Source organism: Aestuariimicrobium ganziense, assembly GCF_015352975.1.
In the GTDB taxonomy this organism is placed as follows: domain Bacteria; phylum Actinomycetota; class Actinomycetes; order Propionibacteriales; family Propionibacteriaceae; genus Aestuariimicrobium; species Aestuariimicrobium ganziense.
Genome location: NZ_JACYIZ010000005.1, coordinates 245,245 through 266,876, shown reverse-complemented (window position 1 = coordinate 266,876; position 21,632 = coordinate 245,245). Strand labels below are relative to the sequence as shown.

Below are 21,632 nucleotides of genomic sequence, written 5' to 3'. Positions count from 1 at the left end.
GCATGGCTCTGTTCCAGCGCAAGAAGCGAGTGGTCGTCGACGAGGTGGTCGAGCAGCGTCCCCCCTTGCCAGATCCCCCTGCGCCGAACGCTGACGGACTGCGTTCGATGGATGACCACCGCCACTACCTGCTCAGCCTGGTCGAACCGCTGCCGCCCTTCGGGATGGCCCTGCTCGACGCCGTGGGCCTGGCGCTGTGCGAAGACATCACCTCGCCCCTCGCACTTCCACGGCACCCGATCTCGCACATGGCCGGTTACGCGGTGGTCGCCGACGACATCGCCGAGGCCAGCGCTGACGAGCCCGCATCGCTGACGGTGGTCAACGGCGAGGTCTCACCCGGTCAGGCCGGGATCGTCCACGAGCAGGGCCGGGTGCCCGACGGGGCCGACACGGTCGTCCCGCTGGCCTCCACCGACCGGGGCGAACAGACCGTGCGGGTCTTCGCCCCCGTCGAGGCCGGCAGCCACCTGCGATCCACCGGCAGCGACGTCACCGTCGACGCCCCGCTGGCCACCGCGGGCCAGCTGCTCAACGACCGGAGCGTTGGCCTGCTCGCCGGGGTGGGCATCGACAAGGTGCTGGCCAGGCCGCGTCCCCGGGTGGTCGTGGTGAGCCAGGGCGCCGACCTGGTCGAACCAGGACGAGACCTGCGCGACGACGACGACCTGCACGACGCGACCGGGGTGTTGGTGGCGGCTGCTGCCAAGCAGGCCGGCTGCCAGGTCTGGCGGGTGAGCGTGAACAGCGCCGACCCGGCCGAACTGAGCGAGGCGATCACCGACCAGCTCATTCGTGCTGACCTCGTGCTCACCACTGGAGGTGCCCTCGACCCCGACAACCACGTGCTGCGCGGGGTGCTCGCCGACCTCGGCCAGTGCGATACCGCCGAGGTGGCGATCCGTCCGGGACGAAGCCAGGTCTTCGCCCTGGTCGGCGACGACCGGGTACCCCTGGTGGTGCTGCCCACCAACCCGGTCGCGGCACACGCCAGCTTCCACGCCTTCGTCTGGCCGATGCTGCGCAAGCTGGCCGGCGCCCATCAGGTCGAGCAGGCCAAGGTGCGCACCTACCCCTCGACCGTGGTCCGTTCGCCGCTCGGGCTCACCTCGATCCAGCGTGCGGTCGTCCACGACGAGGGCGGACGGCATCGAGTCGAGCTGATCCCTCACACCCCGGACGACCAACTCGCCGGCCTCGCTCGGTGCAACGCGCTGGCCGTCATCGACGAAGATGTGGAGTTCGTCAACGCCGGCGAACCGATCGGCTGCTGGCTGCTCGAAGGTCCCTGAGGTCGGTTCGGCCCCTGACTTCGGCTCTTTGTCGCCGACACACCCCCGAGGGTCGCCGATCGTCCGACGGGCTCATGGCACCGTGGTCGGCATGGGTACGGGTGTGATCTTCGGCGTGGTAGCGGTGGGTTTCCTCGCCTACCTGGTGCCCTGGTTCATCACTCGTCGCGGCCAGGAGCCCGATGATGCCGCCGAGGAGCGTTTCGCCTCGTCGATGACCCTGATCAGGAACGCCACCAACGCCTTCTCCGACTCCGCCGATCCGCTGCTCGAGGTCTCGACCCCGATGACCCGCCGAGCTGGCCTGGCCGAGGTCGCTGCCACCCACCGCCGTGCGGCCGTGCGTCGTCGCCGTGCCCTGTTGACCCTGGTGCTGCTCACCGGCGCCACGGCCGTGGCCGCGGCACTGGTCAGCCGGCTGCCCTGGTGGTCGGTCGCCGTGCCCGGCGGTCTGCTGGTCGCGTTCCTGCTGGTGGCACGCTTCTCGGTCGTCACCCTCAACCGACAGCTGGACGAGCGGGCCGCCGAGGTCAACTCCGGCTGGGAGGAGGACACCATCAGCTTCGCGGTGCCTGCCGACCTGCGTGCTGAGGGCGACTCGGACGAGTTCTCGATCGAGCTGAGCGGCCCGATCCAGACCGGTTCGCTGTGGGAACCGATCCCGGTCACCGCCCCGACCTACATCTCCAAGCCGTTGGCACCGCGCACGGTGCGCACCATCGACCTGTCATCGCCGGTGGCCGCGCTGAAGCCCGCACCGGTGGTGGCCGAGGCGCCCGAGGCCTCGTCCGCGCAGAGTGCCGACGAGGTCGAGACCCCGCGCGCGGTCAACGAGTGAGGCGTCAGCGCTGGGCCACCCAGTAGCCCTTCGGGGCGAGCGACTGGCCCTCGACGCCGTGGCCCACGAGAACCTCCCAACCTTCGTGCTGGTCGATCGGGAGTTCGATCGGTTCGGTGCCGGTGGCATTGACCACGAACGCGACCTCGCCCTCGTCGTCGGCGCGCACCATCACCACCAGGTGCCCGCTCGGGTCGGCCTCGAGGTCGAACCTGCCCGGGTTGTCCCACAGCCCGGGACGCAGCCGGCGCAACCCGTTGACCAGCCGCAGTTCGTCCTCGGTGCCCTGCTCGCCCCCGGTGAACATCATGTAGGGCCCGTCGAGGCAGCCGAAGGTCACCGTCAGCGCCCGCAGCGTGTCGTAGCCGAACTGCTCACGACGCCACTTCTTGCCCCACTGCGGCCACCAGAAGGTGTCGTGGGAGTCGATGTGATGGGCGGTGAGGCTGCCCAGCGGCAGGTGCGCATCACGGTCGGCGATCCACTGCATGAACTGCTTGGCGGTGGTGACGCCACGCGGCGAGACCTGGTCGGGCACGGCGAGTGAGCTGACCAGCCACTGCTCGTCGTAGTTGTAGGTCAGGTCCATCGTGCGTCGCAGCAGGTGGCCCGACGGCTCGGTGTACATCAGGGCGTCGGGCTTGAGCGCCTTGAGGTCGTGGCGCAGGTGGACGAACAGCGGCAGGCACCCCAGTTCGGACAGGCTCGCCCAATGACGAGCCCACGGCGCCCAGTTGGGGAAGTCGTTGTAGGTCGGGGCGTCGAACCGGAAGCCGTCGACGTCGAGGGTGGTGACCAAGTGCGCCACCGCATCGCGGAAGTGGCGCTGCCAACTGAACGACCGGGCGTCGAACGCCTTGGTGTAGACCCCGGTCACCTCGCCGGAGCTGTCGCGGTAGAACCAGTCGGGATGCTCCTCGATCAGCGGGCTGTGCTCGGGCGAGCCGCCCTTCCAGTACGGCGCGAAGTCGTGGATGTGGCGTGACCAGGCGATCAGGTAGTTGCCGCCGTCGTCGGAGTCGCCGAAGCTGTCGCCGGTCTCCTCGTCCAGCCGGTCGGCCAGCGGCCCAGCCGCGATCCCGTCCAAGGCCAGGTCGACCGACTCGTTGTCGAGCACGCCGTGCAGCAGGATGTCGAGGATCACCTTCATGCCACGCTCATGGGCCAGCGCCACCAACTCCTTGACCTCGGCCTCGTCGCCGTAGCTGGTGGTGATGTCGGCGTAGTCGTGCACGTTGTAGCTGGGGTAGGGCTGGCGCGGCATCAACTGGATCACCGAGAAGCCCAGCGACTGCACCCGGTCGAGGTCGGCGATCAGGTCGCGCACCTCCGGGTAGGCGCAGTAGCTGTTGCCGCCCCAGAAGTAGGACGTGCCGATCTGCACCTCGTAGATGCTGGCCGAGGCGGTCCAACCGGGCTTGGCCGGCGGCGAGGTGAGCCCCTGGCGGGTGGCCCACTGCGGCCACTGGGTCCGCAGGGTGTCCTCGTCGCCGGGCTGCAGGTCGAGTGCCACGAGGGTGACCTCGTTGGCGCAGTCGGGGGTGATCGCGGCGGCGAACCCGGTCTCGATGCGCACCCGCAGTCCGTCGTCCACCAGGGTGGCTTCGGTGTCGGCGATCTCGGCCTGCCCGATCGGCCAGACCGAGGTGAGCCAGCCCTGCTCGAGCGTGGCCACGATGCCGCTCGACCCGCGCAGGCCGCCCAGAGCCGACACGGTCAGCGGCCGCTCGCCCAGGTCGGCGACGCGGAGCCCGCGATGTACCGGGTTGCCGGGGGCGAACAGTTCCTGGTCGGCCGTCTTGCCGACCACCTCGACCTCGAAGGTGAGCCCGCGGACGACCACCTCGCCGTCAGGGCTGGCCAACCGGATCGCCGTCTCGACCCACGGCGAGGTCGAGAACAGGCGGTGGTAGGGGTGGCTTGTGAAAAAGTGAATTATCCGACGCGAAGGTTTCGCTGGGCGCCGTAGCGGCCTGTATTTGCCGGGTTTGATGTGGTTGGCGCGCGGCCAGGTGTAGTCACCGGTGAGGTTGATGTGTTCCCATCCCAGGGGTGAGAGGTACCGCAGTAGTTCAGGGTCTGTGGTGTTCTCGTCTTTGTTGAGGGTGGTGATGGTGCGGTCGAGGTAGACGGTGTTCCAGAGCACGATGGCGGCGGTGAGGAGGTTCAGCCCGCTGGCGCGGTAGCGCTGCTGCTCGAAGGACCGGTCGCAGATTTCGCCGAGCCGGTTGAAGAAGACGGCCCGGGCGAGGGTGTTCCGGGCTTCGCCTTTGTTCAGGCCGGCGGTGACTTTGCGGCGCAGGTTGGGGTCTTGGAGCCAGTCGAGCAGGAAGAGGGTCCGTTCCAGTCTGCCCAGTTCCCGCAGAGCGGTGGCGAGCCCGTTCTGGCGGGGGTAGGCGCCGAGTTTTCGCATCATCAGGGACGCGGTCACGGTGCCGGTTATGATGGACGCGGCGAGGCGGAGGATCTCGTCCCAGTGCGCGGTGATCGTTTTGGTGTTGAGGGTCCCGCCGATCAGCGGCGTCAACGTGGCGTGCCCCGGATCGTTGGTGGGTGTGTAGAGGCGGGTATCGCCGATGTTGCGGATTCGGGGTGCGAACCGGTATCCGAGCAGGTGCATGAGAGCGAAGAGGTGATCGGTGTATCCGGCCGTGTCGGTGTAGTGTTCCTGAATCGCGAGGTCGGACTCGTGGTAGAGCAGCCCGTCCAGGACGTAGGTTGCGTCGCGGTCTCCGACGTTGATGAGTTTGCTGTGGAAGGGCGAGTACTGGTCGGAGACGTGCGTGTAGATCAGTCGTCCGGGCTCGGCACCGTATTTGGGGTTCACGTGCCCGGTGGATTCGGCTTTGCTGCCGGCACGGAAGCGCTGCCCGTCCGAGGACGAGGTGGTGCCGTCGCCCCAGTGCGTGGCGAAGGGGTGGACGTGCTGGGTGTTCACCAGCTCCGACAGGGCGGCACTATATGTTCCGTCCCGAATGTATGAGGCTTGGTGGCGGTCCAGTTGGGCGTAGGTGACGCCGGTGCAGGACTCGGCCATCTTCGTCAGGCCCAGGTTGATTCCGTCGGCCAGGATGGCGGTGAGGAGAAGTTGTTTGTCCTTGGACGGCTGGCCGGATTTGAGGTTGGTGAAGTGGCGGGTGAATCCGGTCCAACTATCGACTTCCATCAGCAGATCGGTGATCCGGATGCGTGGGAACATGGCACTGGCCTGGTCGATCAGGGGCTGGGCGTGCGCGGGGACGATCGTTTCCAGCGGGGTGATTCTCACGCCCTTGCCGGTGATCAGCACCCCGGGTAGTTCATCGCGGGAGGCCAGCTTGTTGACTTCCTTCAGTCGTTCCTGAAGGAGGGCCAGCCGGTCCTGGAGGTATCGGGTGTTTCCGTCGGCCGTGACCAGAGGCAGTTTCCCGGTGGTTTTCATGCCGGTGTAGGCGGCGCCGGTGAGAAGGTAGTCATCGAAGTCGCGGAACTGGCGGGATCCGGTGACCCACATGTCTCCGGAGCGCAGCGCGTTCTTCAGTTCCGCGAGGGCACAGAACTCGTAGAAGCCCCGGTCCAGGCCGGTGTGGGTGAAGACCAGCGGTTTCCACCGGGGCCGGATGAACGAGGTGGGCGCATCGTCCGGGATTTTCCTGGCGCCGGTGCTGTTCAGGGTTCGGATGACGTTGATCGCGGCCAGCAGGTCGTGTGCTGCGGGCGCTGCGTGGAGGTCACGGACGGCAAGAAACGCCGGGGTGTAGCGGCGCAGCGTGGTGAAGTGGGTGCTGACGAGAGCCAAGTGGTCTTCGAGGCCTGGCCGGGTGAGTTCCTTGGCGTGGGCGATGCTTGTTGCCAGGGATTCCCAGCCGATGGCCGTTTCGATCGCGGCGAAGGGATCTTCGCCGTTTTCCTTGGCCTCAAAGAGGGCATCCCCGAGCTTCGAGTGCAGGCGCATCATGGCTGTGACGGTGGAACGGGATGCCAGGGTGGTCTGGTTGTGCTTGTTCTGCGCGGTTCGGATGAGCCGGCCGATGATCCGGTCGTGCAGCTCGATGATTTCGTCGGTGACGGTTGCCATGCTTTCGGTGGCCAGGGCGAAGAGGGTCGCGTATCGGCGTGCGGGTTCGAATTTGGACAGATCGGCCGCGGTCATGGAGGCACCTTCACGGGCAAGCTTGAGCAGCCTGTTCCGGTGCACCAGCCGGCTTGCCGCCCAGGGCAGGTCCAGCGCACGCCAGGTAGTGAGCCGGTCGATGTGCTCATTCATCGACCGTGCGTTCGGTCGTAACGGCGCCTGGCGCAGCCAGCCGATTTCCGTTAGGGAACTGTCGGGGCGGCGGCGCAGCAGCCCGTCGAGCCGTTGCCGGTGGTCCACGGACAGTTGCTCACCCAAGGTGGCGTAGATTCGCCGATTCGCTCTGGTCAGCGCTTGTGCACAGGCCCTTTCAATAATCCCGATCCCGGGCAGCGCGATCTTCTGTGCCTGGAGGAAGTCCATGGCGCTCTTCACCAGGAGCAGGCCCTTGTCCGTGTGTGCGGCCACATCACTGACGTGCTCCACGAGCTGGCGGAAGTCCGCGATGCCGAACGCGGATATGCCCAGATACGCGCGGATCTCGCGTCCGTGTTCCTGCCGCGTTTCCTCACGTGTTCCGTACTCGTCCCACGCCTCAATAGAAACGGCCAGCCGGGAGGCCATCCATGAAATCAGCTCAGGAGCCACCTCAGTGTCCTCGGCCAGCGCGATTCCCGGGTGGCGCAGCAGGCACAGCTGGATGGCAAAGCCCAACCTGTTCGCGTCCCCGCGGCGTTGCCGGATCAGCGACATGTCCCCATCGCTGGGTGTGTAGTGGGCTTCAAGGTCCTCCGTCCCGGTGGGCAGTGCCAGGATCTGGCCGCGCTCGGCCACCGTGAGCAGGGAACGCAAGGCCACCTCAGATTTCCTGTGCCGCTACGTTGCCGCCCCACGGGGACACCATCTCTACCTGCAGCGGATTTACCTGCAGCGCACGGGCACCGCTCATGGTTTCGCCAGATGCCGGTAGATGGTGGGCCGGGTGACGCCGAATTCCTGGGCAATGTGCTCTACCGTGTGGGTCCGTTTCCCATCGGGGCCCTTCTCGTCATACATTTCGCGGGCCAGCCTGACTTGGCGCGGGCCGAGTTTTGGTTTCTGCCCGCCGGTCCGGCCCCGCGCACGGGCCGCGGCCAGCCCGTCACGGGTCCGTTCGGACATCAGAGCGTGTTCGAACTCGGCGATCGAGCCCAGGATCTGGAAGAACATCCGACCGATCGCTGTGGAGGTATCGATGCCCTGGTCCAGGACGACCAAATCCACACCGCGTTCCTGCAGCGTCTTGGACAACTCGATGAGGTTCTCCAGCGACCGGCCGAGCCGGTCGAGCTTGGTGACGACAAGCTGATCCCCTGCCCTGTTGGCCGAGAGCAGGGCCTTGTCCAGTTCGGGCCTGCGTGCCAGTTTCCCTGAGGCCATGTCGAGGAAGATCTGCTCGCAGCCGGCCGCAGTCAGGGCGTCGTGCTGGGCTTCGGGGTGCTGATCGCGGGTGGAGACCCGTCCGTATCCGACTCGCATCACCAAAACGTATCACCAAGGCGGGTTCCCGTTACATTGGCGCGTACACGGGAACCGTTACATATAAGACCCCGGATTTTCGCGCAGCCTCGAACGTCAGTGGGAGTGTCTCGCAAACGATCGTTACCGGTCAGTTCGGGCGATGACATCCAGGAAGTCCCGTACATGAGGCGGCGGAGCCGTCCCCGCCCAGATGGCGGTGAGCGGGCGGGTGATCTGGAGATTGTTGATCCGAACTCGGACGAGTCGGCCGGCACGGGTGTCCTCGGACACTGCGAGGGAGCTCAGCGCGCCGGGGGCGATGCCGGCCATAATCGCGCTGCGAACGCCGAGCGTGGTCGTCAGCACGGCTGCGGGCTCGGCTGCGAGTGGAAAGCCCGCCACGGCGAGGGCGTTCTCGAGCGCTCGTCGGGTGCCGCTGCCGGTCTCGCGGAGCACCAACCCAGTGGCCGCCAGTTCACGAACGGACACCTGGCGGGTCTTCGCCCACCGGTGACCGTGCTGCACAACGACTTCGATGGTGTCGTAAGCAACAGTGACTGACCGGAGGCCGGCGGGAACGACAGGGGTCTCGATGAGCCCGAGGTCTGCGGTTCCCTCGCGTATGGCCTCGACGACCGTGCTGCTGTTGGCGGCTGTGAGCTGAACGACCGGGCCGTCATCGCCGTGAGAGATGCGCCACCGGGCGATCCATTCCGGTAGGAGGTGTTCTGCGATCGTGAGGCTCGCGGCGATGCGCATCATCTTCCCGCGATCCGTGCGGAGCGAATCGACAGCATCCGAGAACTCATCGGCCGCCGTCAGCAGCGTTGTTCCCCAGCCGACAATCAGCTCGCCCGCCGGAGTCAATCGCGAACCCCGTGCAGAACGCACCAGGAGTCGCACGCGCAAATCTTTTTCCAGTTTCCGGATGCGCAGAGACACCGCCTGCTGACTCACGCCCAACTGCGTGCTTGCCGCCGACATGCTGCTTTCCTTCACGACGAGCGCCAAGGCTCGCAGTGCCTCCAAGTCCGGCCCGTTGCGCATCTTCCGCCTCCCAAGCACAAGCATAACTTGTATGGCGGACGGTATCTGCCTCTACTCGCACGAGCGGTCCGAGGAAATGATGGATGCATGACCCATGCCCAGGACGTTGCGACCGCCCGACCGGAACACACGCTGCTTGCCCGAGTCCGCGCGCTGCTGCCCGGGCTTGTCCTCTGCCTCGCCGCGGCCGGAGCATCGTACGGGGTCAGCCTGCTGCTGCCGGGAGTCAGCCCGCTCATTATCGCGATCGTGCTTGGCGTACTCCTGGCCAACGTCGTCCGGCTGCCAGCGGCAGCCTCCGACGGCATAGACTTCTCCGCGAAAAAGCTCCTGCGCGCCGGCATCGTCTTCCTCGGACTCCAACTGGTACTGACAGACATCCTCGAACTCGGAGCCCCGATGCTGGTCGTCATCGTGTGCATTGTCGCCGGCGGACTGTTTGGCACCGTTCTCCTGGGGAAGCTGCTACGGGTTCCATCCGGGCTCTCGCTGCTAATCGCCTGCGGATTCTCCATCTGCGGCGCGGCAGCCGTGGCGGGCGCGGCAGGGGTCACCGATCCGGACGACGAGGCCGAGGAAGACACCATCACCGCGGTCGCCCTCGTGGTGATCTTCGGAACGCTGATGATTCCCCTCGTCCCACTGATCACGGACCTGCTTGGCCTGGGCTCCGAGACGGCCGGGATGTGGGCAGGGGGTTCCATCCATGAAATCGCGCAAGTCGTCGCCGCTGGAGGCATCATCGGTGGCGGAGCGCTCACGGTCGCGGTCATCGTCAAACTCGCCCGAGTGCTGCTGCTCGCCCCTGTCGTGGCCATCCTTAGCATCCGGCAGCGCCGTCTCAGCCGTACGGCAGGCGAACCCGGTCAACAGATGTCGCATTCGAAGCTGCCGCCCGTCGTCCCGCTGTTCATCATCGGGTTCATCGCGATGGTGTTCGTGCGTTCCTTCATCCCTCTGCCGGGCACCGTGCTGATGGCCGGTGGGCTGCTGCAGACAGGACTGCTGGCTGCAGCGATGTTCGGACTCGGCTGCGGCGTCAAGGTTCGGAACCTCGTCAAGGTGGGCCTCAAGCCCTTCGCCCTAGCCGCACTCTCCACCGTTCTCGTCGCAACGATCGCCTACTGCGGAGTCACCTTCGCAGGCTGAACATGGCCAGCACCAGGGCGTCATTANTCTCGTCGCAACGATCGCCTACTGCGGAGTCACCTTCGCAGGCTGAACATGGCCAGCACCAGGGCGTCATTATCACCCCTGGGATGGGAACACATCAACCTCACCGGTGACTACACCTGGCCCCGCGCCAACCACATCAAACCCGGCAAATACAGGCCGCTACGGCGCCAGGCAAAACCTTAGCGTCGGATAATTCACTTTTTCACAAGCCACCCCTGGTACAGCACGACGTCGAGCTCACCCAGGCGCCCGGGCAGGGCGAACTCGTCGAAGGTGCCGCGGTGCACGCGGTTGGTCTCGCCGGTGACCGACAGGTCGTCGCAGGTGGCGGTGTCGAGGTAGCTGAGACCGCCGGTGGCGCCGCGGGTCTCGGTGCCGCCGGTGGTGACGGCCAGGCGCGAGCGCAACTCGCGACGCGTGTGGTCAAGGGCGAGGGCGAGCGGCAGGCCGCGGCCGTCGAGTTCGAGCTCGATCGGGGAATCAGGGCTGGTGAGAGTCAGGTTCGCGGGCATGGTTGTCCTAGGTAGACGCGGGGTTGTTAACGTTACCCCACTCGGCCGCGGATGGCCATGGCCCCACCCGCATCCTGACCGCGCAACGGGCCGGCGTCACGAGCGTGCCCTTCTTCGCGATCGGCACCCAGGGCATGGCCGGTGCCCAACCGGTGCAGACCTTCCGCAACTTCATCGACGCCGCCCTGAAGGAGGCCTGAGCAGTACCTGCCAACCCCTGGCCCCGGGGGGCTAGGTTGCGGGTGTGAGCACAGTCGCCCCCGAACGCAGGTCGGCGTTCAGCCCGTTCCGCCACCGGATCTTCTTCGTGATCTGGCTCGGCATGCTGGTCTCGATGATGGGCACCTGGAGCCAGACGGTCGGCGCCCAGTGGCTGTTCGTCAACGACCCGCGCGCGGCCACCATCGTCCCGCTGGTGCAGACCGCGTCGACCTTGCCGATGATGCTGCTGGCCCTGCCGGCCGGCGTGCTGGCCGATGCCTTCGACCGCCGCCGGATGCTGATCGCGGTGCAGGTCTACGTCATCGTCATCGCGATCCTGCTGGCGGTGCTGACCTTCATGGGCATGATGCCGCCGGCGTTGCTGTTGGCCTTCACCTTCCTCACCGGTGCCGGTGGCGCGATGGCCTCACCGACCTGGCAGGCGCTGATCACCGAGTTGGTGCCCCGCGACGAGATCGCCGGCGCCACCCGGCTCGACCAGGTGCAGGTCAACGTGTCACGAGCCGCCGGCCCGGCGCTGGCTGGTCTGGCGATCGCTGCCTGGGGTGTGCCGGTGGTGTTCGCGATCAATGCGGTGGCCACCAGCCTGTTCGTGGTCGCTCTGATCGTCGCGGCCCGGCGTTGGAAGCCTGCCGTGGTCACCGAGCGGGTCCGTGAACGGTTCCTGCCCGCGATCGGCACCGGCTTCCGCTACGTGCGCCACGAGCCGGCGATCAGGACGATCCTGATCCGGTTCGCCATCTTCATGGCCTTCGCCTGCACGATCTGGGCCCTGCTGCCGCTGGTCGCCAGCCACCACCTCGACCAAGGCGCCAGCGGGTACGGCCTGCTGTTCGGCTCGATCGGGGTCGGTGCTGTCTTGGGCGCGTTCGGCAGTGGCACGCTGCGCAAGAAGCTGAACTCTGGTGGCGTGCTGGTGGTCTCGGGTCTGGCCTTCGCCGGTGCGCTGGCCGGGGTGGCGCTCACCCACTCGGTGTGGGTGGCCATCCCGCTGCTGGTGATCTGTGGGTTCGGCTGGACGGCCACGGTGACCACGGTGGTGGCCGACCTGCAGGTGATCCTTCCCGGATGGGTCCGGGCGCGGGTGCTGGCGATCTACCTGATGGTCTTCCTGGGGACTCAGGCGCTGGCCTCACCGGTGTGGGGTCAGGTGGTGGCCCGCTGGGGCATCAAGACTGCACTGTTGGTTGCTGCCGCCGGACTGGTGCTGAGCGTGGTCGTCGTGGTGCTGTGGAAGGCGCAGTCACCCGAGGACGTCGATCGCACGCCGCAGGCGTACTGGGGGACGACCAGCTTCGACGAGCCCGACCCGATGGCTGGGCCGGTCGTGGTGAGCGTGGAGTGCTTCGTCGAGGAGGAGAACCTGGCGGGCTGGCTCGAGGCGATGCAGGAGATGCGGCGCTCCCGGATGCGCTCGGGCGCGACCCGCTGGGCGTTGTACCAGGTGGGGGAGAGCCCCGGTGTCTACGTGGAGCAGTTCGAGGTGGCCACCTGGGCCGAGCACGCCAAGCAGCACGACGGACGACTGACCGCCGAGGACCAGGCGATTGAGCAGCGAGCCTTCTCGTTCATCACGGGCCCGACCCGGACGAACCACCTGATCGGCATGCCGATGGTGGTGCCGGAGAGGCGAGGCTCAGAGCGCTGAACCCAACTGGCTCTTCACAGAAGAGGGTGTAGGTCGGTAGGCGGGGTGCGGGTGGTGACAGGGATCGAGGTCCTTGGATGATGGAAGTTCTCACACAGCCATCGCCAAAGACCTCGACATGGACAACGCTACCTTCACCACCCCTGATCTGACCACGTTCTGCCGCCTCGACGACCTCGGTCTGGCCGTCCTGGGCCAGTACCTTAGCCCGCAGCGGGCCGTGCTGCTGTGTCGCCCGGTCGAGCCGGATGACTGGTGCCACCGATGCGGCTGCCACGGATCACCGCGCGACAGTGTGACGCGTGAGCTGGCGCATGTGCCGTTCGGCTGGCGCCCCACCACGTTGAAGGTCCGGCTGCGCCGCTACCAGTGCTCTGGCTGCGGCCATGTCTGGCGCCAAGACCTCACCAGCGCCGCGTCGCCGCGTTCCTGCCTATCACGAGGCGCGTTGCGGTGGGCGCTGGAAGCGCTGGTGGTCAACCACCTGTCGGTGTCCCGGATCTCGGCCGCGCTCGACGTCGCGTGGAACACTGCCAATGGCGCTGTTCTGGCCGAAGGACAGCGAGTCCTGATCGACAAGCCCGGCCGTCTCGACCAGGTGACGGTTGTCGGGGTTGATGAGCACGTATGGCGTCACACCCGCCGCGGTGACAAGTACGTCACCGTGGTCATCGATCTCACCCCGGTCAGCACTGGCACGGGTCCCAGCCGGTTGTTGGCGATGGTCGAGGGCCGCTCCAAGCAGGCCTTCAAGACCTGGCTCGCGTCGCAACCCCAGACATGGCGTGACAGCATCCGAATCGTTGCGATGGACGGCTTCACCGGATACAAGACCGCCACCACAGAAGAACTCCCCAAGGCTGTGACGGTGATGGACCCCTTCCATGTGATCCGACTCGCCGGGGATGCGCTCGATGTCTGCCGTCGCAGGGTTCAGGTCGAACTGCACGGGACTCGGGGCCGCAAGCACCATCCGCTCTACCAGAACCGCCGAACACTCCACACCGGTGTCGATCTGCTCACTGACAAGCAACAACAACGTCTGGATGCGTTGTTCGCCGATGATCGCCACGTCGAGGTCGAGGCCACCTGGGGCGTCTACCAGCAGATGATCGCCGCCTACCGCACCACCGCGAGGTCAGAGGGAACGAAAACGATGGCGCGACTGATTGACGCGCTCGGCAAGCCCATCCCCACCGGCCTGGTCGAGGTCGCCAAGCTCGGCCGAACCCTCATGAAACGCCGAGACGACGTCCTGGCGTTCTTCGATCACCACGGTTCCAGCAACGGCCCCACTGAGGCAATCAACGGCCGCCTCGAACACCTACGCGGCACCGCCCTCGGCTTCCGCAACCTCACCCACTACATCGCCCGATCACTACTCGAAGCCGGCGGATTCAGACCAGATCTACACCCTTGATTGTGAAGAGCCACCCAACTCCACCCCCGCCGCCGCGGCGAGCAGGGCGAGCACCAGCATGCCGACGCCCAGCGCCAGGGCTGTGCGTACCCGGCCCCGTCTGGCCAGCCAGACCACCTCGACGCAGGCGGTGCTGAAGGTGGTGAACCCGCCCAGGAATCCGACCCCGGCCACGATCGTCCAGTCGGCGGGCACTGCTCGTCCGGATTGCCAACCGACCAGCAGGCCCAGCAGGAACGAGCCGACCACGTTCACCACCAAGGTGCCCAGCGGTACCGCCCCCCGGTGGCGTTCGGCGACGGCGCCGTCGACCAGGTAGCGAGCCAGGGCGCCCAGACCGCCAGCCAGCGAGACTGCGAGCAGCAGCATCACGACCCGCCCTCTCGCGGGCGACCCTGCCCCAGCCAGGTGCGCCCGACCAGGTCAGTGACAACCGCCCCGAGCAGGGCGGCGATGACACCGACGGCCAGGCTGCCCGCGTCGTAGACCAGGGCCAGGCCGAGGTGGTCGGTGCGGGTGAGCACCACGGTCTCGACCATGAAGCTGCTGTAGGTGGTGAATCCACCCAGGACGCCCACGCCGAGCGCCAATCGGATGGCCCGGGCGGCGGTGGTGCGGCGTTGGGTCCAGCTGACCCCCTCGTACAGCACGCCGAGCATCAGGGCGCCGACGACGTTGATCGCGAAGGTGGCCAGCGGGAAGGCGCCGTCAGGCGTCGGGAAGTGGGTCTGCAGCGAGTACCGGGCGGCGGTGCCGAGCGACCCACCGAGCACCACGAGCGCAAACAACCAGATCGGGTGGCGGGTCCGGTGGGTCGCAGCGGCAGGTGCGGTCATCTGGTGGAGCTAAGGGGATTCGAACCCCTGACCTTCTCATTGCGAACGAGACGCGCTACCAACTGCGCCATAGCCCCATGCCGCGTTCAGCGGCATCAGAAAGGGTAGCACCAGTGTTCCGGTGGCCCAACACCGCCAGTGTCGGCTCCCATGCGGGTCAGGTCATCCACAAGTCGCTCATGCGCCGCGGTGCAGCTCGAACAGAAGGAGCTCACCATCGATGGAGCCCTCGACCGGGGGCGCACCTCCATCCCGTAGGCGTGCTCTGCCGCCTTGCAGCGCGCGAGCCATCACCTCGTACTCGAACCCATCAGTCGCCAGGACGTCAAGGTCTTCGATCACTTCGCTGAAGATGACATCCCATGTCAACGCGTAGTGTTGCCGCTCAGTTACGACATCGCACGGACGCGTTCCAGCACGTCAGGCCGAGCCAGCAAGTCCCAGAAGTCCGCCTCAGTGGCGCGCTGAGCAGTCCTCACGAACGTGGGCAAACCCTCGCGCCACGACAACAGGGGCTCCGCTGCCGGGGCGACGCTCCTCTCACGCCTGGTTTGCCGCAACCTCTGAGGAACTGCCAGCCCAATGTCACCAGCGATACGCCCCAGCACTTGGTGCACGAGTGCGACGAGCCCACTGGTCAGAATCTCCGCCGAGGTGTCTCTTGGAACAGCCATCGACATGTACACGACTGCGTGGGTGAAAGCGCCCCCTGAGGGGTTGATGACATCCGTGACTTCCCCGGCCACGGCGGGTCCAGCCTTCAGTTCAACGTTGATCGAGAACTGGTACCCCTCGGCCCACTCGCGCCAGGATGATTCATCCAGTTCCCGCAGCAACAAGTCGCAGCGAGCGACCAGGGGGAGGTAGTTCGGGGCACCTCTTGAGAACTTGTTGATCTCAATGACTTGACTCATCGACAGACCCACCTATGACCAGGAGGGCAGTTGCCATGGACAAGGTAATAGCCGGCTATCTTTCCATACTCCCAGAGTCGAGCATTATAGTATCCGACCCTGGACCCGTGCCAGCGGAATGTGCAACCCGAGTCGTCGCTGCTGGGGGTCACAGTGCTCGGAGCTCTCAGCGCGGCGACCAACATCTACGTGATCGCCACGCGCTACCAAGTCGGCGAACGGGTCGCCCGCGACTCGGTGTTCTGGTCGACCATCCTCTGCATGCCGGTGATCATGGCGATCACCGCGCTGTTCCACTGACCGGCCACACCCCCGACGAGCCGCGCCGGTGCGACCCGACCAGGTGGGTGTCGACGATGCCGATCGCCTCCATCATCGCGAACATCGTCGTCGGCCCGACCCGGCTGAAGCCGCGCGCCTTCAGCGCCTTGGCCAGGGCGTGCGACTCCGGGGAGGTGGTCGGCACCTCGTCCTGCCGTATCGGACGAGGGGTGTCGTCGGGCTGGAAGCCCCAGACGAAGCCGGCCAGCCCGCCCTCGTCGCGCAGTGCCTGGGCGGCCCGGGCGTTGCCGATGGTCGACTCGATCTTGCCGCGGTGGCGGACGATGCCGGCGTCGCCGAGCAGGCGGATGACGTCGTCCTGGTCGAAGGCCGCGACCTTGTCGACGTCGAAGTCGGCGAACGCGGTCCGGAAGTTGTCACGCTTGCGCAGGATGGTCGCCCAACTCAGGCCTGACTGGAAGGCCTCGAGGCTGAGCCGCTCGAACACGCCCCGTTCGTCGCGCACCGGCATGCCCCACTCGGTGTCGTAGTAGTCGCGCATCAGCGGGTCGGTCGCGGCCCAGATCGGACGGGCCAACCCGTCGTCCCCGACCACCAGATCCTTGTTGCTGCTCATTCGCCCAGTGTTCACCGTGCAGCCCTAGGCTCGCCAGAGTGAGCACCACCCCCACCCTGGCCCGCCGCCTGGGCCTGCTCGACGCCACCGCGATCGGCGTAGGTTCGATGGTCGGCGCCGGCGTCTTCGCAGTCTGGGGTCCAGCGACCTCGTCCGCCGGACGTTGGCTGCTGCTGGCACTTCTCGTCGCCGCGATCGTCGCGTTCGCCAACGCCACCAGTTCGGCGCAACTTGCCGCGGTGTACCCGGTCGCCGGCGGCACCTATGTCTACGGACGCGAGGTTCTCGGGCCCTGGTGGGGGCACGCGGCGGGCTGGAGTTTCGTCATCGGCAAGACCGCCTCGTGCGCGGCGATGGCGATCACCTTCGCCGCCTACGTGCTGCCCGGCGAGGGATCGGGGACGAGCCGTCGCCTGCTGGCGGCAGCCGTGGTCGCGGTGCTGGCCGGCATCAACTGCCTGGGGGTGACCCGCACCGCCCTGCTCACCAAGGTGATCGTCACCGTCGTGCTGGCTGTCTTGGCGTGGACGGCGGTCGCGGGTACCACCATCCCCACCCTGCTCGAACGGCCGGGCGACCGGGTTCCGGCGCCTGACGCCTCGTGGTACGGCGTGCTGCAGGGTGCGGCGCTGCTGTTCTTCGCCTTCGCTGGCTACGCCCGGATCGCCACCATGGGCGAGGAGGTCACCAACCCCCGCCGCACCATCCCGCGCGCCATCGTGATCGCGTTGGGTGTGGTGCTGGCGGTCTACCTGCTGATCGGTGTGGTGGTTCTACGGGTGCTCGGCGGCACCGCGGTCGGCAGCGACCAGCCGTTGGTGCTGGTCGCCCGCGCCGCCCAGTACCGCGAGCTTGAGGTGGCCCTGGGAGTGGCCGCAGCACTGGCCACCGCCGGTGCCCTGCTCAACCTGATGACCGGCATCGGCCGCACCAGCCTGGCGATGGCCCGCGAGGGAGACTTCCCACGATGGCTGTCCGCTGTGCATCCCCGCACCAAGGTGCCGCACCGGGCCGAACTGGTGCTGGGTGCCGTGGTCATCGCTGTGGTGCTCGCTGTCGACCTGCGCGGGGCGATCGGCTTCTCGAGCTTCGGGGTGCTGCTCTACTACAGCGTCGCCAACCTGTCAGCGCTGCGCCAGCCGGACGACCAGCGCCGCTACCCGCGCTGGCTGCAGGTGCTGGGCGTCGTCGGCTGCCTCACCCTGGTCGCAACCCTGCCCTGGCGGGTGCTGGCCGTCGGTGTGGTCGTCCTCGCGATCGGCCTGGGTGTGAGGGCCGTGGTTCAGCGGCGACCGCGGGCCGCGTAGAGCACCAACCCGCCTGCCGCTGCCAGGACGACTCCGAGCCCGATCACCGCGACCGGCAGCCACTCGATGCCACCGCCGACGGCCCCGACCGGACCCTCCAGCGGAACGTCCGGGCCCAGGTTCGTCCGGACCTCGCCCTCGACCACCGCCACCAACTGGTAGGGGATGGCCAACTCGACGCCATCGGGGCCGAGGGTCTGCACCACCAGCACGTACTGGCCCTGCATGTTGTTGCGCTGGGTGGAGTTGTAGGCGGTCTGGGTGGGAGTGCGGTCACTGATGTCACTGCCCGAGTGCAGCGAATAGGCCTCGGTCGCCGCGCCGGCACCACCCATCGGGTTGACCAGCCACGAGTGGGCGGTCACCCCGTGCTTCTCGATCTGCTCACGCACGCTCGGTGAGGCCTCGGGGAACACCACCATCCAGCGCAGGGTCTGCCCCCACCGCACACCGATCCGGTAGGTGTGTCGCTGGTGTGCACCGATCGACGAGGCCACCGCTCGTCCCGACTCGAGGGTGCCGGCATCACCCAGCCACGTGCCGGGTTCGCCCTCGGTGGTCGAGGCGACGGTCAAGGCAGCCCCAGCCTCGGTCGGCTCGACCTTGGGGTAGTTGTCGACATTGGCGACCGCCGGAGTCTGGGTGACCCTGAGCCGAATCCGGCGGGTGTCGGTGCCGTTGGTCCGCGCGACGGTGAGGACGAGCCGCTGGGCCGAGGCGCAGGCCTCGCTGCTGCGCACCCGGGCACTGACCTCGGCCAGCACGTTGAGCTGCGGCTCGACCGACGACCCGTAGGTCTGGTCGCGGTCGGAGTTGCAGACCTCTGAGCCGTGGATCAGCTTCACCTCGATGCCGTCCTCGACAGCTGCCTGGGGTTCGAGGCTGATACCGGCGGCCACCCCGCCATTGGGTTCGCCGCGGTCGACCAGGTAGACGCGCACCCCCTGGTCAGTGCCAGCGGGGCCCAGTTCGTCCCACCAGTCACCGGGTGAGACCTCGGCGGCGCTGTTGGCGTCGGTGCCGCCCTTGGCGCGTCGTCCGTCGTCGGCCGCGGCAGCACCGGGCGTGCCGGTGAGCAGGGCGGTGGCCAGCAGTGATGCCGCCGTGGTGGCCGCCAGTGCCCGTCGAAGGCGGGGGAGTGCGGCCAGGACGATCATGGGGACGAGTCTAGGCATGCCCCGGACCGGTGCTACTGGCATGCTGGTCTGCGATGGGTGAGGTCTTCGGAGGTCGCTACGAGCTGGTCGACCCGCTGGCGAGCGGGGGTGCCGGCGTGGTCTGGCGCGTCTGGGACCGGCGCGAGGGCGAGTACAAGGCCGGCAAGGTGCTCAAGCAGTCCGACTCGGCCTCGCTGCTTCGGTTCATGCGCGAGACCGGCTGGCGGATCACCCACCCGCACGTGGTCACGCCGCTGGGCTGGGTCGGTGAGGACGACCGGGTGATGTTCACCATGCCGCTGATCCACGGCGGCAACCTGTCGGGGTTGATGCGGGCCCACGGCCCGCTGCCGCCTCGCTGGGCCCAGCAGGCCACCGATCAGTTGCTCGACGCGCTCGAGAAGGTGCACGGTCAGGGTCTGGTGCACCGCGACGTGAAGCCGGCCAACCTGATGCTGCAGCCCACCCGTGAGCACAGCGTGCCGGACGAGCCGCCGCACGTGCTGCTGTCGGACTTCGGGATCGCCGCCCCCGTCGGCGAGCCCCGGATGACCCGGGTGAGTGAGGTGATCGGCACCCCGGGCTACATGTCGCCCGAGGCCGAGTTGGGGCTCGACCCCGAACCCCGGCAGGACCTCTATGGCGTCGGCGTGGTGCTGCTCGAGATGCTCACCGGCCAGCGTCCGCCCAAGCAGGGGCGTCCGACCATCCCGCCGGCCGCCGCGCAGGTGCCGCTGGGCCGGTTCATCGCCGACCTGCTCGCCGACGAGGCCGACCGGATCCCCACCGCCAGCGAGGCCCGCTCCCGGCTGGCCGAGACACCGCTGCCGGCCTCGCGTGCGGTGCCGGTGCGGGTGCTCGACATCGTCCCTCCGCTGCCCGAGGGCTGGACCGAGAATGGCCCGTCGGATCGTCGTCCCGGGCTGGGACCGACGCCGGCGGTGCCGCCGCCGGCCTTCGCGGCGACGACGCTTCGTCCGCCCTCGGGTGGGACACCCTCGACCGGGCCGCGCTCACGCAACGTCGGCGCGCCGCCTGTGGGATGGGGAGGAACCCAGACGCCGCGGCCCCAGCAGCCCATGCCACGGCCGGTGCCCCAGCAGCAGCCGGTGCAGCACCCGATGCCACAACAGCCGATGCCCCAACAGCCGATGCCCCAACAGCCGATGCCCCAGCAGCGCCCTGCGTTCCAGCAGTGGGCACCGCCGCCACCGGCCCAGCGTGCGCAGGGCCAGCCTCAGCGTTGGACCGACCGACTCGGCAGCCTGGGCACCCCGGCCGGGCTCAGCCTGCTGATCCTCGGCGCCTGCATTGCGGTGGCCGGGCTGATCATGTTGTTCACCTGACGTCGTCGTCGTCGGTGTAGATCCCAGGTACGTCGATGATCAGGTTCGCCCCACCCGCGGCGTCGGAGAGTTCCTTGGGGGCCAGCCACTTGGCCAGGTGGTAGAGCGCCACGGCGACGATGGTGCCGAACGCGATGCCACCCAGGACGAACGAGTCGGTCACGTGCATGGTGACGTCACCGATGCCGATGATCAGGCCGGCACCCAGGGGAACCAGGTTGATCGGGTTGCCGAAGTCGACTTGGTTCTCCTTCCAGATCTTGGCGCCGAGCAGGCCGATCATGCCGTAGAGCACGACGGTGATGCCGCCGAGCACACCGTTGGGCGTGGCCGAGATCACCGCGCCGAACTTCGGCGAGAAGCCGAACAGGATGGCGATCAGGGCGGCGACCACGTAGGCGGCGGTCGAGTAGACCCGGGTGGCCGCCATCACGCCGATGTTCTCGGCGTAGGTGGTGGTCGGACCGGCGCCCACGGCCGAGGCGAGCATCGAGGTGGCACCGTCAGCGGCGATGGCGCGGCCCATCGAGTCGTCGAGGTTGGTGTTGGTCATCTCGGCCACGGCCTTGACGTGTCCGGTGTTCTCGGCGACCAGCGCGATCACCACGGGCAGCGCGATCAGGATGAACGACAGGTTGAACAGCGGCGCGTGGAAGCCGACCACGTTGGTGGCAACCTCACCGGCCTTCCACGTGGTCAGGTCGGTCATCGGCGGCAGGCCGATCCAATCGGCCTTCTGCACGTTGGTCCAGTCGACCCGGTAGGCCTGCTTGCCGTCGACGGTGAGCGGCCCGAAGGCCTTGTCGAACACGAAGCTCAGCACGTAGCCGATGATCAGGCTCAAGAAGATGGCGATGCGTCCCAGGAACCCTCGTAGCGCCACCGACAGGGCGACCACGATCAGCATCACCAACAGCGCGGTCCACTCGTCCTTGGGCCAGTAGACCCCGGCCACCACCGAGGCCAGGTTGAAGCCGATCAGCATGACGACCGCACCGGTCACCGCCGGCGGCAGCACCCGGTGGATGACCCCAGCACCCATGAAGTGGATGATCAGGCCGACCGCCAGCAGCGCCAGGCCGACCACCAGCAGCGCACCGCTGAGGTGGCGTGGGTTGCCGCCCAGGCCGTAGATCGAGGCCGCGACACCGACGAACGAGGCGGACGATCCCAGGTAGCTGGGCACCTTGTTGGCGGTCAGCAGCAGGAAGAGCAGGGTCGCGACGCCCGACATCATCACCGCGAGTTGGGGGTTGAGACCCATCAGCAGCGGGAAGACGAAGGTGGCGCCGAACATCGCCACGACGTGCTGGGCGCCCAGACCCACGGTCTTGGGCCAGCTCAACCTCTCGTCGGCGGCCACCACCGCGCCGGGCTCGAGTCGTCCGTTGTTGTGCAGTCTCCAGATCATGGCTCTCCCTCACCCGCGCCCCATCGGCACAGCGTCCGCGCTGATCGTAGAGGG

At 67.5% G+C, this 21,632-nt stretch carries 19 protein-coding genes, 1 tRNA gene and 1 pseudogene; 9 read left to right on the top strand and 12 right to left on the bottom strand.

Annotated elements, in window-relative coordinates; all coding sequences use genetic code 11:
* The first annotated feature begins 2 nt into the window (after positions 1-2).
* Positions 3-1,292 carry a molybdopterin molybdotransferase MoeA gene (locus IE660_RS11520; RefSeq protein ID WP_203568499.1) on the top strand — a complete coding sequence of 430 codons (1,290 nt, stop codon included), beginning with the start codon at positions 3-5 and terminating at the stop codon, positions 1,290-1,292.
* Positions 1,293-1,383: 91 nt separating this feature from the next.
* Complete coding sequence (locus IE660_RS11515; protein ID WP_203568498.1) at positions 1,384-2,130, top strand: hypothetical protein; 747 nt, start codon at positions 1,384-1,386, stop codon at positions 2,128-2,130.
* A 4-nt stretch (positions 2,131-2,134) separates the two neighbouring features.
* Here IE660_RS11515 and IE660_RS15915 read toward each other — a convergent pair whose 3' ends face one another.
* The 4 genes and pseudogenes from IE660_RS15915 to IE660_RS11500 form a co-directional block, all read right to left on the bottom strand.
* Complete coding sequence (locus tag IE660_RS15915) at positions 2,135-3,457, bottom strand: alpha-amylase family glycosyl hydrolase (RefSeq protein ID WP_328701946.1); 1,323 nt, start codon at positions 3,455-3,457, stop codon at positions 2,135-2,137.
* Positions 3,458-4,078: 621 nt separating this feature from the next.
* Positions 4,079-7,042, bottom strand: a pseudogene (locus tag IE660_RS15910) (Tn3 family transposase); the annotation flags it as partial.
* 87 nt (positions 7,043-7,129) lie between these two features.
* Positions 7,130-7,702, bottom strand: a complete 573-nt coding sequence (locus tag IE660_RS11505) for a recombinase family protein (RefSeq protein WP_029212121.1) — start codon at positions 7,700-7,702, stop codon at positions 7,130-7,132.
* A 123-nt stretch (positions 7,703-7,825) separates the two neighbouring features.
* Entirely contained in the window at positions 7,826-8,731 is a 906-nt protein-coding gene (locus tag IE660_RS11500) for a LysR family transcriptional regulator (protein ID WP_016996892.1), read from the bottom strand.
* Between the two features lie 87 nt (positions 8,732-8,818).
* Here IE660_RS11500 and IE660_RS11495 point away from each other — a divergent pair, with 87 nt between their 5' ends.
* Entirely contained in the window at positions 8,819-9,880 is a 1,062-nt protein-coding gene (locus IE660_RS11495; RefSeq protein WP_029212122.1) for a YeiH family protein, read from the top strand.
* A gap of 221 nt (positions 9,881-10,101) precedes the next feature.
* On the opposite strand, the gene IE660_RS11490 is transcribed toward IE660_RS11495, so the two are convergent.
* Positions 10,102-10,419: a hypothetical protein gene (locus tag IE660_RS11490; protein ID WP_203568496.1), complete on the bottom strand. Its 318-nt coding sequence runs from the start codon at positions 10,417-10,419 to the stop codon at positions 10,102-10,104.
* A gap of 23 nt (positions 10,420-10,442) precedes the next feature.
* On the opposite strand from IE660_RS11490, the gene IE660_RS11485 reads away from it, so the two are divergent.
* The 3 genes from IE660_RS11485 to IE660_RS11475 all read left to right on the top strand — a co-directional run bounded on the left by IE660_RS11485 (position 10,443) and on the right by IE660_RS11475 (position 13,709).
* Positions 10,443-10,619: a hypothetical protein gene (locus IE660_RS11485; RefSeq protein ID WP_203568495.1), complete on the top strand. Its 177-nt coding sequence runs from the start codon at positions 10,443-10,445 to the stop codon at positions 10,617-10,619.
* 44 nt (positions 10,620-10,663) lie between these two features.
* On the top strand, positions 10,664-12,289 hold the full coding sequence (locus IE660_RS11480) for an MFS transporter (RefSeq protein WP_203568494.1): 1,626 nt from the start codon (positions 10,664-10,666) through the stop codon (positions 12,287-12,289).
* A 118-nt stretch (positions 12,290-12,407) separates the two neighbouring features.
* Entirely contained in the window at positions 12,408-13,709 is a 1,302-nt protein-coding gene (locus IE660_RS11475) for an ISL3 family transposase (protein ID WP_203568493.1), read from the top strand.
* Here the strand turns inward: IE660_RS11475 and crcB are convergent.
* The 4 genes from crcB to IE660_RS11455 all read right to left on the bottom strand — a co-directional run bounded on the left by crcB (position 13,698) and on the right by IE660_RS11455 (position 15,459).
* Positions 13,698-14,078, bottom strand: a complete 381-nt coding sequence (gene crcB, locus IE660_RS11470) for a fluoride efflux transporter CrcB (protein ID WP_235997777.1) — start codon at positions 14,076-14,078, stop codon at positions 13,698-13,700. The genes IE660_RS11475 and crcB overlap by 12 nt on opposite strands.
* Entirely contained in the window at positions 14,078-14,545 is a 468-nt protein-coding gene (locus IE660_RS11465) for a fluoride efflux transporter FluC (RefSeq protein ID WP_203568492.1), read from the bottom strand. The genes crcB and IE660_RS11465 overlap by 1 nt, the downstream gene beginning before the upstream one ends.
* Before the next feature lies 1 nt (position 14,546).
* Positions 14,547-14,622 (bottom strand) — tRNA-Ala (locus tag IE660_RS11460).
* Positions 14,623-14,934: 312 nt separating this feature from the next.
* Positions 14,935-15,459 carry an MlaD family protein gene (locus tag IE660_RS11455; RefSeq protein ID WP_203568491.1) on the bottom strand — a complete coding sequence of 175 codons (525 nt, stop codon included), beginning with the start codon at positions 15,457-15,459 and terminating at the stop codon, positions 14,935-14,937.
* A gap of 120 nt (positions 15,460-15,579) precedes the next feature.
* On the opposite strand from IE660_RS11455, the gene IE660_RS11450 reads away from it, so the two are divergent.
* Positions 15,580-15,759, top strand: coding sequence for an AEC family transporter (locus tag IE660_RS11450; RefSeq protein WP_328701938.1), 180 nt, complete (start codon positions 15,580-15,582; stop codon positions 15,757-15,759).
* Here IE660_RS11450 and IE660_RS11445 read toward each other — a convergent pair.
* Entirely contained in the window at positions 15,740-16,357 is a 618-nt protein-coding gene (locus IE660_RS11445) for a DNA-3-methyladenine glycosylase I (protein WP_203568489.1), read from the bottom strand. The genes IE660_RS11450 and IE660_RS11445 overlap by 20 nt on opposite strands.
* A 38-nt stretch (positions 16,358-16,395) precedes the next feature.
* On the opposite strand from IE660_RS11445, the gene IE660_RS11440 reads away from it, so the two are divergent.
* Positions 16,396-17,664, top strand: a complete 1,269-nt coding sequence (locus IE660_RS11440; RefSeq protein WP_203568488.1) for an APC family permease — start codon at positions 16,396-16,398, stop codon at positions 17,662-17,664.
* Here the strand turns inward: IE660_RS11440 and IE660_RS11435 are convergent.
* On the bottom strand, positions 17,640-18,821 hold the full coding sequence (locus IE660_RS11435) for a hypothetical protein (protein WP_203568487.1): 1,182 nt from the start codon (positions 18,819-18,821) through the stop codon (positions 17,640-17,642). The genes IE660_RS11440 and IE660_RS11435 overlap by 25 nt on opposite strands.
* A 53-nt stretch (positions 18,822-18,874) precedes the next feature.
* On the opposite strand from IE660_RS11435, the gene IE660_RS11430 reads away from it, so the two are divergent.
* A complete protein-coding gene (locus IE660_RS11430; protein WP_203568486.1) occupies positions 18,875-20,167 on the top strand; it encodes a serine/threonine-protein kinase in 1,293 nt (430 codons plus the stop codon).
* On the opposite strand, the gene IE660_RS11425 is transcribed toward IE660_RS11430, so the two are convergent.
* On the bottom strand, positions 20,160-21,578 hold the full coding sequence (locus IE660_RS11425; protein WP_203568485.1) for a uracil-xanthine permease family protein: 1,419 nt from the start codon (positions 21,576-21,578) through the stop codon (positions 20,160-20,162). The genes IE660_RS11430 and IE660_RS11425 overlap by 8 nt on opposite strands.
* Positions 21,579-21,632: the final 54 nt, after the last annotated feature.

What these genes read in the sequence shown, in the direction of transcription:
- IE660_RS11520 (WP_203568499.1), top strand. Translation starts at nt 3, where the DNA reads ATGGCTCTGTTCCAGCGCAAGAAGCGAGTGGTCGTCGACGAGGTGGTC.
- IE660_RS11515 (WP_203568498.1), top strand. Translation starts at nt 1,384, where the DNA reads ATGGGTACGGGTGTGATCTTCGGCGTGGTAGCGGTGGGTTTCCTCGCC.
- IE660_RS11505 (WP_029212121.1), bottom strand. Translation starts at nt 7,702, where the DNA reads ATGCGAGTCGGATACGGACGGGTCTCCACCCGCGATCAGCACCCCGAA.
- IE660_RS11500 (WP_016996892.1), bottom strand. Translation starts at nt 8,731, where the DNA reads ATGCGCAACGGGCCGGACTTGGAGGCACTGCGAGCCTTGGCGCTCGTC.
- IE660_RS11495 (WP_029212122.1), top strand. Translation starts at nt 8,819, where the DNA reads ATGACCCATGCCCAGGACGTTGCGACCGCCCGACCGGAACACACGCTG.
- IE660_RS11490 (WP_203568496.1), bottom strand. Translation starts at nt 10,419, where the DNA reads ATGCCCGCGAACCTGACTCTCACCAGCCCTGATTCCCCGATCGAGCTC.
- IE660_RS11475 (WP_203568493.1), top strand. Translation starts at nt 12,408, where the DNA reads ATGGACAACGCTACCTTCACCACCCCTGATCTGACCACGTTCTGCCGC.
- crcB (WP_235997777.1), bottom strand. Translation starts at nt 14,078, where the DNA reads ATGCTGCTGCTCGCAGTCTCGCTGGCTGGCGGTCTGGGCGCCCTGGCT.
- IE660_RS11465 (WP_203568492.1), bottom strand. Translation starts at nt 14,545, where the DNA reads ATGACCGCACCTGCCGCTGCGACCCACCGGACCCGCCACCCGATCTGG.
- IE660_RS11455 (WP_203568491.1), bottom strand. Translation starts at nt 15,459, where the DNA reads ATGAGTCAAGTCATTGAGATCAACAAGTTCTCAAGAGGTGCCCCGAAC.
- IE660_RS11445 (WP_203568489.1), bottom strand. Translation starts at nt 16,357, where the DNA reads ATGAGCAGCAACAAGGATCTGGTGGTCGGGGACGACGGGTTGGCCCGT.
- IE660_RS11435 (WP_203568487.1), bottom strand. Translation starts at nt 18,821, where the DNA reads ATGATCGTCCTGGCCGCACTCCCCCGCCTTCGACGGGCACTGGCGGCC.
- IE660_RS11430 (WP_203568486.1), top strand. Translation starts at nt 18,875, where the DNA reads ATGGGTGAGGTCTTCGGAGGTCGCTACGAGCTGGTCGACCCGCTGGCG.
- IE660_RS11425 (WP_203568485.1), bottom strand. Translation starts at nt 21,578, where the DNA reads ATGATCTGGAGACTGCACAACAACGGACGACTCGAGCCCGGCGCGGTG.